The sequence below is a fragment of the Marinactinospora endophytica genome (assembly GCF_054780875.1).
In genome coordinates, this window is the sequence record NZ_BAAGVM010000006.1 from 250,296 (window position 1) to 262,051 (window position 11,756).

Sequence of the window (11,756 nt, forward strand, 5' to 3'; positions counted from 1 at the left end):
CAGGAAGGCGCGAGATGAGCGGCATGGGAGACGAGGAAGAGGAGTACCGCGGTCCGGTGACCGTGGTGGTCGACGAGCGGGAGATCGCCGCCGAAGCCCATTTGGCGGGTCACTTCGACCCGCTGACCGGCGGCTACCGCTGGGTCGGCCGGCTGGCCCCCAACAGCGAGGTCAGCGAGTGGTACGCGGCCGGGAAGGCGAGGACGGTCGTGGTGCGCACCCCCGAGGGCCACGAGGGGCATGGCAGGATCGGCGATCCCAACGTCTGGGGCGGACACCCGGTGTCGGGATCGGGCCGCCCCCCGTTCGCGGTGCCCGAGGTGTTCGCCGACGAGTGAGGTCATCGCGCCCCCGCCCCGGAAGCGCCCGGAGGGGACGGCGGGGCGGCGACCGGGACCGTCCAGACCCGCGCCACCCGCCATCCCGCCAGGCAGGCGCGCTCGCCCAGGAGGCGGGCCAACGCGAGACGCAGTCCGGTGCCGGCCCGGTCGGGCGACGGGGCCTCGGCGAGCAGACCGACGAGGACGCCCCGGTCGTGGGGAAGACACCGATGCTCCAGGAGGCGGACCACGATCCCCCCGGGCCCCTCGACGCGCACGATCGCGCCGAGGTCCTCGGTCAGGACATGGGCGGCCCCCCGGGAACGGAGTTCGTCGAGGACGGGCACAGCGCCCGCCGCCTCGATCTCGATCTGGACGACACAGCGCACCGTGGGCCTCCCTGACGGGTCGGTTGGGAGTCCCGACGTTAGGCGAACGGCCTTCGCCCGCGCGGTGGCCGTCCACAGGCCGTCTCGGCCCCGCCCCTTCCACGCCGCGTGGAAGGGGCGGGGAGGCCGGGGTCAGCTACCGTACTCGGCCCGGATGCGGTCGGCGAAGTGGGAGAACTCCGCGCCGTGCAGGAAGGCCGACTTCATCGTGCCCTCCTCCGCCAGCCCCTTGCCCGCGATGTCGAACGCGGTGCCGTGGTCCACCGAGGTGCGCAGGATCGGCAGGCCGACCGTCACCGAGATGGTGCCGTGGAAGTCGAACGTCTTGGCCGCGATGTGCCCCTGGTCGTGGTACTGCGACAGCACGCCGTCGTAGCGCCCCTGGAGGAGCTGGTGGAACACCGAGTCGGCCGGGACCGGTCCGGTGACGTCGGCGCCGGTCGCCCGCACCCGCTCGATCGCCGGCTTGAGGTGGACGATCTCCTCGTCGCCGAAGGCGCCGTTCTCGCCGCCGTGCGGGTTGATGGCGGCCACGGCCAGGCGGGGCTCGTCGTCGCCGAACACGCGCAGCGCGGTCAGCGCCTCGTTGATGACGGCGACCTGCTGCTCCTCGTTGATCTGGTCGAGGGCCTTGCGCAGCGACAGGTGCCGGGTGCCGAAGAAGATCTTCTTGCCCCGCACCACGAACATCGTGGTCTGGCGGGTCACCCCGGTCAGTTCGCCCAGCATCTCGGTGTGGCCGAGGTGCTTGCTGCCCGCCGCCCAGATGGCCTCCTTGTTGATGGGGCCGGTGACGATGCCGGCGACGTCGCGGTCCATGGCGGCCTTGGTCGCGACCTCGATGGCGCGCACCGCGGCCCGGCCCGCGCGGGCGTCGACCACGCCCCAGGCGAGCTCCTGCTCACCCAGGACGTCGATGTCGTAGCAGTCGATGACCCCCTCCTGCTCGGGGGGCAGGTCCCACGAGGACACCGTGCGGATCTCGACGTCCAGGCCGCACACCTGGACGGCGCGGCGCAGCACGGCCGGGTCGGCGACGACGACGCCGCGGGCCGACGCCGAGGCGCCGACCTCGGCGAGGGTGCGCACGGTGATCTCCGGTCCGATGCCGACGGGGTCGCCGACGGTGACGGCGAGGGTGGGGCGTTCGGTCATGTCTGGTCCCTCCAGTGGGTGGGGGCGTGGGGAGGTCACGCCCGGATGAGTCGGTCAGTCGCGCGGCCGTCCGCCGCTGATGAGCACGTGCTCGGAGACCTCGGAGCGCACGTTGCGCAGCCGGGTCTGGACCGCGCGGCGCAACTTGGCGAAGCACTCCAGGATGGTGGTGTCGTCACCGATGAGGCCGCCCTTGGTGACGATGGGGATGCCGTCCAGGGGGCCGCCGCTCAGCGTCCCGTGGACCGCCAGCGGGACGACCTCGCCGCCGACCTCGAAGGCGTGCACCCCGAGCTCGTCGAGCACCGCCGAGGTGACGTCGCCTCCGCTGGTGTACAGCCCGCTGGGCAGGCCGGTGGCCCCGGCGGCGCGCCCGGCCTCCTCGACGACCTCGGTGACCAGCTCGGCGAGCAGGCGCGGCAACGCGCGGCGGGACTCGGCCGGCAGCTCCACCACGTCGCCGGCCGAGGTGGCCGTACGCAACACCACGACCTCGGGGAAGACGGCGGTGGTGAGGTGGTCGGTGAGGGCCGCGGCGAGGTCGTCGCGGTGCTCCTCGTCGCCGGAGGCCAGCCTGGTGACGTCCACGTCGACGAAGCGGACCGGTCCGGTGCGCGCGACCGCGTCGAGCTGGCGCCGGGTCAGCTCGGTCGCGCTGCCGACGACGGCGAGCAGGGGGCCGGCCGCGTTGCCGCGACCGCCCAGGCGCAGCGCGTCGGCGAGCAGCGCCCCGGCCGGGCCCGGGTCGACCGACACCCAGACCGTCCCGTCCCTGCGGTGGGCCTCTGCCGCGGCCGTCGCGATGTCGGCGAGGTGCTGCTCGGTCAGGGCGTCGCACAGCACGATGGGCTCGTCCCCCGCCACCAGGTCCGCGGTGAGCATCGCGTGGGTGACCTGGCGGATCGGGACGTGACGCACCGCCAGGTCGCTCTGCTGGGCGATGATGTCGGTGACGATGCTGGTCCGCATCGGGCTGAGCGGGTCGAACGCGAGCTCGGTCCGCTCCAACGGGACACCGTCGAGAAGCTGGACCCCGTCGGCGGTGACCCGCCCGGACGAGGGGAAGGCCGGCGCGAACAGCGCGCGCACCCGCGTGCCGGCGGGGAAGCGTTCCCGCACCGCTCGCCAGGCGGCCTCCAGCTCGGCCCCGATGTTGCCGCGCAGGGTGGTGTCGGTGCGCTTGACGACCAGTCCGACCGGCCACACCGCCTCGATCACGTCGGTGACGAGGTCGGCGGCCTGCTGCGGCGGCAGGTGCCGGCTGTCCAGGTTGGCGATGACGACGTCGTAGTCGTCGGCCACGTGGGTGACGTGCTCGGGCGCCACGGTCGCCACGCGCATCCCCATGCGGGCGAAGCGCGCGCCGGTCGCGTTGGCGCCGGTGAGGTCGTCGGCGACGACGAGGACCTGAGCCATGACGGTCTCCTCAGTTCAGGATCAGCGCCGCGACACCCAGCAGCGGAAGGCTGGCGAGCCACAGCGTGGTGGTCATCCCACTCCACATCTTCATGGCGGCCACGCCGGACAGCCCGGTGAACCGCGTGACGACCCAGAAGAAGGAGTCGCTGAAGTAGGAGAACACCATCGAACCGGCGCAGGCCGACAGTACGGCCAGCGTCGGGTTGACGCCGGCGGCCTCGACGATCGGGGCGCTCAGCGTGGCGGCGGTGATGATCGCGACGGTACCCGACCCCTGCGCGACGCGGACGAAGCTCGCGATGAGGAACGGCATGAGGAACATCGGGACGGGCCAGCCGGAGACGGCGTCGGCGAGCGCGTCGCCCACGCCGGACTGGCGCAGGACCTCGCCGAACGCGCCGCCGGCACCGGTGATGAAGACGATCATGCCGGCCGAGGCCGCGGCGGCGGTCAGCCAGCCGAGCACGGTCTTGCGGTCGGTGCCGCGCGGCGGCAGCAGGTAGACGGCGATGGCCAGGCCGATGAGCAGGGCGATGGCGGGCTCGCCGAGGAAGGCGAAGACGGTGGCGACCGCGCTGCCCTCCATGGCGGCACCGGTGACGGTGTTGCCGACGATGAGCAGCAGCGGCAGCAGGAGCGGGATGCTCGCGCGGAAGGCGCCGATCCGGGGGTCGGCGGGCTCCTTGCCGATCTCGTCCTCGTCGGCGTCGCCGACGAGGGCCGGGTCGAGCTGGGACTCCAGGCGCGGTCCCACGATGCGCGCGTAGGCGACGACGACGGGGATGAGGGGGATGACGAACAGCAGGCCGGCGAGGATCACCGAGCCGAGGTCGGCGCCGAAGAGGCCGGCCGCGGCCAGGGGGCCGGGGGTCGGGGGCACCATGTGGTGGGTGATGGCCAGGCCGCCCGCCAGCGCGAGGCACAGCGTGACGATCGGCCTGCCGTAGCGGCGGGCCAGCGAACGGGCCAACGGGTGCAGGATGACGAACCCGGAGTCGCAGAACACCGGGACCGAGACGACCGCGCCGGTGGCGGTCATGGCGACGTCCTCGCGTCCTTTACCGGCCATCCGGACGAAGAGCTTGGCGAGCGCGTCGGCACCACCGCTCTCCTCCAGGATCTTGCCGATCATCACGCCCAGGGCGATGACGACGCCGATACCGCCCAGCGTGCTACCGAATCCCGTGCTGATGTGGTCGATCAGCTCGGTGACCGGGACTCCGGCCACCACGCCGGTGACCAGCGCACCGGCCAGCAGGCCGACGAACGCGTCCAGTCGCGACCACAGGATGAGCGCGACAACCGCGGCGACGCCGAGCGCCAGCGCCGCGAGCAGCTGCAGTTCCATACTCGTTCTTCTTCCTTAGCCTTCCGCCGGCGTCATTGCCGGGGAATCGGGACCGAGGGGAACGATGAGGGGGGAGCATCGCGGGTCCTCGGTGAGGGAGGCGCGGTCGTCCTCGGTGACGCCCTCGTCGGTGATGACGGTGTAGGGGCCGGGGACGATCGCCCAGTGCGGGAACGGCGCCGCGCCGATCTTGGTGGAGTCGGCGACGACGACGGTGTGCCGCGTGCTGCGCATCTGGAGTTCCTTGACCGCGGCGAGTTCGGAGCTGGCGCAGTTGAGGCCGCGCCCGGGCACGAGCCCGTCGGCTCCGATGAAGGCGATGTCGGCGGTGACGCGGTCGAGGACGGCGCGCGCGTAGTCGCCGACGATCGAGCCGCGTCGCTGCCGGACGTGTCCGCCGATCAGGATGACCTCGACGTCCTCGGCGTCGTGCAGCGCCCACAGGGGGCCGATGCCGTTGGTGACGATGGTCAGCCCGGAGCGGTCGGCGAGGCGTTCGGCGACGAAGGTGGTGGTGCTGCCGGCGTCGAGCAGGACGACGGCGCCGTCCTCCACGAGCTCGGCGGCGCGCTCGGCGATGCGCCGTTTGGCGGTCGCGTTGCGCTCGCTCTTCTGCGTCCACGACAGTTCGGTGGTCGCGCTGACCGGAACCGCGCCTCCGTGGGTGCGCACCACCTTCCCGGCCTGCTCCAGCTCGCTGAGCCCACGCCGGACCGTCGAGGGACTGACGCCGAGGGCGTCGGCGAGATCCTCGACGCGTTGGATCCCCTCGGTGACGGCGTCCAGCAGCCGCTGGTGGCGTCCCATCGACTCCTCCTGCCAGGTCATGCGCGTAACGTTCGCCCCATCATGACCTTTTTGCTCATTTTACGCAAGATGGAGGTTTCAAATGCGTGAAGTGCGCACCACGCGCATACGCGGACGCTCACAACGCGCGCCGATCCGATGGCGCAACGCGAACACGGCCGTGGCGCCGCGCGTCACGCGGCGCCACGGCCGTGCCGAGGGATCGGGGCCGGAGCGACCCGGGTTCAGCGGGCGGCGGGAACGGGGAACCGCACCATCACCCCCGAGAGGGCCGCGGCGGCGCACAACGCCACGACGTAGCCCACGACGCCGCCCCAGCCGAGGTGACCGTAGACCACGCCGCCGAGCCAGCCGAACAGACTCGACCCGAGGTAGTAGCCGAGGGTGTAGAGCGCCGACGCCTGGGCGCGGCCGGTCGTGGCACGGTGTCCCACCCACGCCGAAGCGGTGGTGTGGGCGGCGAAGAAGGCGAAGGTCATCACCAGCAGCCCGACGACCACCGCGATCAGCGAGGTGACCGCCAGTCCGACCATCCCCACGACCATGCCGGCCACGCCCGCCAGCAGGATCGTGTGCCGGCCGAGCCGCCCGGTCAGCCCGCCCGCGATCGCCGAACCCGCGGTGCCCGCCAGGTAGGCGACGAACAGGAAGGCCACGACGGTCTGCGAGACGCCGAACGGCTCCCCCAGCATCCGAAAGCCCAGGTAGTTGTAGACCGTCACGAAGGCGCCCATGAGGAACAGCCCCTGGCAGTACAGCGCCACCAGGCCGGGATCGCGCAGCGCCCCCGCCAACCGCCGCAGCAGGCCGGGGCCCGTCCCACGCCGGACCGGCGTGAACCCCCGCGCCCTCGGGACGGCGACGGCGAACACCACGAACGCCACCAGCCCCAGCGCGGAGTCCGCCGCGATCCCCCAACGCCAGCCGCCGAAGTCGGCCACGACCCCCGAGAGCAGCCGCCCGGTCATGCCCCCGATGGTGGTGCCCGCGATGTATCCCGCGGCCGTGCGGGACAGGTCCGCGGGGTGGATCTCCTCCGCCAGGTAGGCCATCGCCACCGCGGGAACTCCGCCGAGGAAGGCCCCCTGGACCGCGCGCAGCGCGATGAGGGCCCACAGTTCAGGAGCCAAGGGCGCGAACAGCCCGAGAAGCGTGGAGACCGCCAAGGCCGTCATCATCACCTGGACCCGGCCGAACCGGTCGGCCGCCCCACTCCACAACAGGACGAATCCGGCAAGGCCCCCGGTGGCGAAGGAGACCGTCAACGCCGTCTGCGCGGCCGAGGCGTCGAAAGTGGAGGCGAGCCCGGGAAGTACCGCCTGGACCGCGTAGAGCTGGGCGAAGGTCGCGACCCCGGCCGCCCCCATCGCGGCCATGATCCGCCGGTGGCCACCCGTTCCCCGCCGCCACCCCTGCCAGGAGGAGGCGCCGTTCGTTCCGCGGGCCGGGTCGTCCCCGGACTCCTGGTCCGCCGAAGTCATATCAGTCGAGGTCGAGGTCACTCCCTCGACGTTAAACACGGCCATTCCATACGTCCAATACATGGATATCGGATGTTCGATACTGATACGCATGGATGGTCAGGAGATCCGCCGCATCGCCCACGTACTGGCGCCCCGGCTCCGCATGTTCGAGGCCGTGGCCACCCACGAGCACATCACCCAGGCGGCGGACGCACTGGGGGTCCCCCAGCCCACGGTCAGCCGCGCGCTGGCCCGCCTTCAGGAGGAACTGGGATTGGAGCTGCTGGAACGCACCGGACGGGGCGTCCGGCTGTCACGGGCCGGCCGGGTCCTCCTCCCCCACGTCCGACGGGCGCTGGAGACCCTGGCCGAGGGGGCCGCCGAACTGACGGACGCCTCGGCCGGCCGGGTGACCCTGGCGTTTCCGCCGACGTTGGGCGCCGAGGTCGTCCCCGCGCTGATCCGCGGATTCCGCGCGCGCCATCCCGACGTGCGCTTCGCCCTCATCCAGGACGTGTGGGCGGCGGCGATGCACCACCTACGTGACGGTTCGGTGGACCTGGCGCTGACCTCTCCACTGCCCGCCGAACCCGGATTGGATACCCGGGTCCTGCACACCCAGCCACTGCGGCTCGTCGTCCCGGACAGCCACCCGCTCAACGGACGCGAGCGGGTGGCGCTGCGCGCGGTGGCCCGGGAGGACTTCATCGCGCTCAAACCCGGGCGCGGCCTGCGGCACCTGACCGACGACCTGTGCCACCGGGCCGGTTTCGCGCCCCGCGTGGCCTTCGAGGGCGATGACATCGACACCGCCCGCGGTCTGGTGGCCGCGGGGCTGGGCGTGGCGGTCCTGCCGCCCCACCGGTACGGCCTCCTCCCCGGGACCGGCGAACTCGTCATCGACGACCCCGGCGCGGTGCGCACCCTGGGACTGGTGTGGCGTCCGGCCGGCTACGAGCCGCCCGCCGTGGCCTCGTTCCGCGCGTTCGTTTTAGAGGAGGGGGCCCTCCTCGTCGCCGAGGGACTGGCCTGACAGGCCGCTCCCGAAGGGCACCGCCGGCGCGCGCCGCGCGGCGGCGAGGAGGCCGGGGAGGGCCACCGCGCGCCCTCCCGTGGATCAGTCCGCCTCAGACTTGGCGGACAGGTGCACCGCCCGTCCGGTCCGGGCGCTCTCCCGCGCCGCCTCGATGACCTCCAGGCCGTGGACGACCTCGTGCAGCTCCACCGGAAGCGGCTCCCCCTCGCCCACGGCGTCGCGGACCGCGGCGTAGAAGGCCGGGTAGTCGCCGCGCTCGCTGGCCACCGCGAGCAGATCGCCCTCGACACCGAGCGCGCCCCACTTGACCATCGGTTCCTCGCCCCAGTCGGCGGCGTCGGGGCGCTCGCCCCGCTCCAGCCGGCGCTCCTGGCCGTCCAGACCGCGGATGCTGAACGCGCCACGGTCGCCGAGGACCCGGAAGCGGGGCCCCAGCTGGGCCGCCAGCGCGCTCATCCACAGGTGGGAGCGCACACCCGAGGCGTGGTGGAGCGAGACGAAGGCGTCGTCGTCGGCAGCCACCCCGGGGCGGCGGGAATCGAGTTCGGCGTAGACCGTGGCCACCGGTCCGAACAGGTTGATCGCCTGGTCCACGAGGTGCGGCCCCAGGTCGTAGAGCAACCCCGCGCCCTCGTCGGCCGTCCCCCGCTCGCGCCAGGTGTCCTTGGGCTGGGGCCGCCAGCGCTCGAAGCGCGACTCGAAGCGGTGGACCTCGCCGAGCTTCCCGTCGTCGATGAGCTTCCACACCGTCAGGAAGTCGCTGTCCCAGCGCCGGTTGTGGAAGGCCGTGAGAGGAAGGTCGCGCTGCTCGGCCTCCTCGGCGAGCTCGCGCGCCTCGGCCGCTGTCAGCGCGAACGGCTTGTCCACGACGACCGCGAGGCCCGCCTTGAGCGCGGCACGCGCCAACGGGACGTGGGTGGCGTTGGGGGAGGCCACGACCACGATCTCGAAATCCTCGGCCCGACGCCACAACTCCTCGACCGAGGCGAGCACCTCGGTCTCGGGATAGCGCTCGCGCACCCGGGCGGCCCGCTCGGGGTCGCCGGTGACGACCGCCGACAGACGCAGGCCGGGCGTGGCATCGATCAGGGGAGCGTGGAAGACCTCACCGCCCTTGCCGAAGCCGATCAGGGCGACGTGGAGCTCGGGGGCGTGCGCAGACGTCATGGGTCCAATCTAACGGGTCGTCCGGGATCTCCCCCGCCCCGCCGCCGGCGGGACCGGGGCGCCGTCCGCGACGGCGCCCCGGTGCGACCGTCACGCGGCCACGGCCTCCGTGCGCCGCGCGGGCTGCAACGCGATCTCCACCACCTCGCGAACGTCGTCCACCAGGTGGACGTTCAACCGGGCCAGGACGTCGGCGGGCAGGTCGTCGAGGTCCGGCTCGTTGCGCGCCGGGATGATCACGTTGGTGATCCCGCTGCGCAGGCTGGCCAACAACTTCTGCTTCACCCCGCCGATCGGCAGCACCCTTCCGGTCAACGACACCTCCCCCGTCATCGCGACATCGGAGCGGACCGGGCGCCCCGACAGCAACGACGCCAGGGCCGTGGTCATGGTGATCCCCGCGCTGGGACCGTCCTTGGGGACGGCGCCGGCGGGCACGTGGACGTGGATCCCCCGCTCCTTGAGATCGCCCACGGGCAGCCCCATCTCGGCGCCCCGCGAACGCAGGTAGGAGAGCGCGATCTGGGCGGACTCCTTCATCACGTCGCCGAGCTGGCCGGTCAGGGTCAACCCGCTCGCGCCGGACTCGGGGTCGGCGAGCGACGCCTCGACATAGAGCACGTCACCCCCGGCGCCGGTGACCGCCAGGCCGGTGGCCACCCCCGGCGCGGTGATGCGCTCCGCCGGCTCCGCAACGTGGCGGGGCCGGCCGATGTAGTCGGGCAGGTCCTCCGCCGCCACGGTGACGGGGAGTCCGCGCTCCCCGAGGGCGACGGAGGCGGCGATCTTGCGCAGCACCCGGGCGATCGCCCGCTCCAGACCGCGCACGCCCGCCTCACGGGTGTACTCGGCGGCCAGGCGACGCAGCGCGTCCTCGCCGAGGAGCGCCTCCTCGGCGTCCAGCCCCGCCCGCTCCAACTGACGCGGGAGGAGATGGTCCCGGGCGATGACCACCTTCTCGTCCTCGGTGTAGCCGTCGAGCCGCACGAGGTCCATGCGGTCCAGCAACGGGCCGGGAATGGCCTCGACGTCGTTGGCGGTGGCGAGGAACACCACGTCGCTGAGGTCGAGGTCGACCTCCAGGTAGTGGTCGCGGAAGGTGTGGTTCTGGGCCGGGTCCAAGACCTCCAGCAGCGCGGCCGCCGGATCCCCGCGGAAGTCGCTGCCGACCTTGTCGATCTCGTCGAGCAGCACGACCGGGTTCATCGTGCCCGCCTCCTTGATCGCGCGGACGATACGGCCGGGCAGCGCTCCGACGTAGGTGCGGCGATGCCCGCGGATCTCGGCCTCGTCGCGGACGCCGCCCAGGGCGACGCGGGTGAACGCGCGTCCCATCGCGCGGGCGACGGACTCCCCCAGCGAGGTCTTGCCGACACCGGGCGGTCCGACCAGCGCCAGCACGGCCCCGCTGCGACGGCCGCCGACCACCCCCAGGCCCTTGTCGGAGCGGCGCCGGCGCACCGCGAGGTACTCGACGATGCGCTCCTTGACGTCGTCCAGACCCGCGTGGTCGGCGTCGAGCACCTCGCGCGCCTCGGAGACGTCGTAGGCGTCCTCGCTGCGCTCGTTCCAGGGCATGGCAAGCACGGTGTCCAGCCAGGTGCGGATCCAACCGGACTCAGGGGAGGCGTCTCCGGCCCGTTCCAGCCGGTCCACCTCGGCGAGAGCGGCGGTACGGACGTGCTCGGGCAGGTCCGCGGCCTCGACCCGCTCGCGGTAGTCCGCCTCCTCGCTGGAGGGCCTGCCGGACAGCTCGTCGAGTTCCTTGCGGACGGCCTCGAGCTGGCGGCGCAGCAGGAACTCGCGTTGCTGCCGGTCCACCCCTTCCTGGACGTCCTTGCGGATGGTCTCGGTGACGTCGAGCTCGGCCAGGTACTCGCGGGTCCACTCGATCAACCGGCCGAGGCGTTCGGCGACGTCGTACCCCTCCAGCAGCTCCAGCTTCTGGGAGGTCTTGAGGAAGGGGGAGTAGCCGCCGCGGTCGGCGAGACGTCCGGGGTCCTCCAGCTGCTGGATCCCGTCGATGATCTGCCAGGCCCCACGCTTTTGCAGGTAGGTGGTGAGCAGGGTCTTGTACTCGCGGGCGAGTTCGCGGACGCGGCCGGGGTAGCCGCCTTCAGGCGGTTCCTCGTCGTGGACCACGGCCAGGACCCACAGCGCGGTGCCGGGGCCGGTGGTGCCGCTGCCGACACGGGCCCGGGCGACCCCCCGGAGTACGGCGGCCGGCTCGCCCTCGGGGGTGCGGCCGACCTGCTCGACGACGGCGACGGTGCCCACGGCCGCGTAGGAGCCGTCGATGCGCGGAACGATGAGAACGCGGGACTTGGGGGTGGCGCGGATGCCGGACGCCGTGGCCTGCTCCTCTTCTCCGGCCCTGGCGGCGTCGATGGCGGCGCGGACCTCACTGTCGGAGATGCCGACCGGCACGACCATGCCGGGCAGGACGACATCGTCGTCCAGTGGCAGGACGGGCAGCGTCACGGCGGTCTGCGTTTCGGTCATCTGACCCTCCTTGTTGAGTCACTAGCACTCAATAAAGAAGAGTCTCCCTTTGTTCCCTGTTTCCTGTTCGCCCTGAGCGATCACGGGCAACCCCTCGGGGAGACCGGTTCGGGGCCCTCCTGCCGAGCGCGTGTCCCGGGTGCTCACCAC

10 protein-coding genes are annotated in these 11,756 nt (G+C 72.5%); 2 read left to right on the forward strand and 8 right to left on the reverse strand.

From position 1 onward, the window contains the following. Positions 1-14 precede the first annotated feature (14 nt). Positions 15-338: a DUF4873 domain-containing protein gene (locus ACYVHU_RS14055; protein ID WP_078762276.1), complete on the forward strand. Its 324-nt coding sequence runs from the start codon at positions 15-17 to the stop codon at positions 336-338. A gap of 2 nt (positions 339-340) precedes the next feature. Here ACYVHU_RS14055 and ACYVHU_RS14060 read toward each other — a convergent pair whose 3' ends face one another. From ACYVHU_RS14060 to ACYVHU_RS14085, 6 genes are all read right to left on the reverse strand, one after another. Then, positions 341-709, reverse strand: a complete 369-nt coding sequence (locus ACYVHU_RS14060; protein ID WP_078762277.1) for a hypothetical protein — start codon at positions 707-709, stop codon at positions 341-343. Between the two features lie 132 nt (positions 710-841). Next, positions 842-1,864 (reverse strand): 4-hydroxythreonine-4-phosphate dehydrogenase PdxA, encoded by a 1,023-nt coding sequence (pdxA, locus tag ACYVHU_RS14065; protein WP_078762278.1) that lies wholly within the window; start codon positions 1,862-1,864, stop codon positions 842-844. A 54-nt stretch (positions 1,865-1,918) separates the two neighbouring features. Next, positions 1,919-3,280 (reverse strand): four-carbon acid sugar kinase family protein, encoded by a 1,362-nt coding sequence (locus ACYVHU_RS14070; RefSeq protein ID WP_078762279.1) that lies wholly within the window; start codon positions 3,278-3,280, stop codon positions 1,919-1,921. Positions 3,281-3,290: 10 nt separating this feature from the next. Further along, positions 3,291-4,631 (reverse strand): GntP family permease, encoded by a 1,341-nt coding sequence (locus ACYVHU_RS14075; RefSeq protein WP_078762280.1) that lies wholly within the window; start codon positions 4,629-4,631, stop codon positions 3,291-3,293. A 15-nt stretch (positions 4,632-4,646) separates the two neighbouring features. After that, complete coding sequence (locus ACYVHU_RS14080; protein WP_235001003.1) at positions 4,647-5,459, reverse strand: DeoR/GlpR family DNA-binding transcription regulator; 813 nt, start codon at positions 5,457-5,459, stop codon at positions 4,647-4,649. 203 nt (positions 5,460-5,662) lie between these two features. Continuing rightward, the gene (locus ACYVHU_RS14085; protein ID WP_235001011.1) at positions 5,663-6,814 is read right to left on the reverse strand and encodes an MFS transporter; all 1,152 of its coding nucleotides are present in this window, start codon (positions 6,812-6,814) and stop codon (positions 5,663-5,665) included. A gap of 196 nt (positions 6,815-7,010) precedes the next feature. Here ACYVHU_RS14085 and ACYVHU_RS14090 point away from each other — a divergent pair, with 196 nt between their 5' ends. Next, a complete protein-coding gene (locus tag ACYVHU_RS14090; protein ID WP_078762282.1) occupies positions 7,011-7,934 on the forward strand; it encodes a LysR family transcriptional regulator in 924 nt (307 codons plus the stop codon). Positions 7,935-8,018: 84 nt separating this feature from the next. On the opposite strand, the gene ACYVHU_RS14095 is transcribed toward ACYVHU_RS14090, so the two are convergent. Further along, entirely contained in the window at positions 8,019-9,104 is a 1,086-nt protein-coding gene (locus ACYVHU_RS14095) for a Gfo/Idh/MocA family oxidoreductase (RefSeq protein ID WP_078762283.1), read from the reverse strand. A gap of 90 nt (positions 9,105-9,194) precedes the next feature. Then, complete coding sequence (gene lon, locus ACYVHU_RS14100) at positions 9,195-11,606, reverse strand: endopeptidase La (protein ID WP_078762284.1); 2,412 nt, start codon at positions 11,604-11,606, stop codon at positions 9,195-9,197. Between the last annotated feature and the right edge of the window lie 150 nt (positions 11,607-11,756).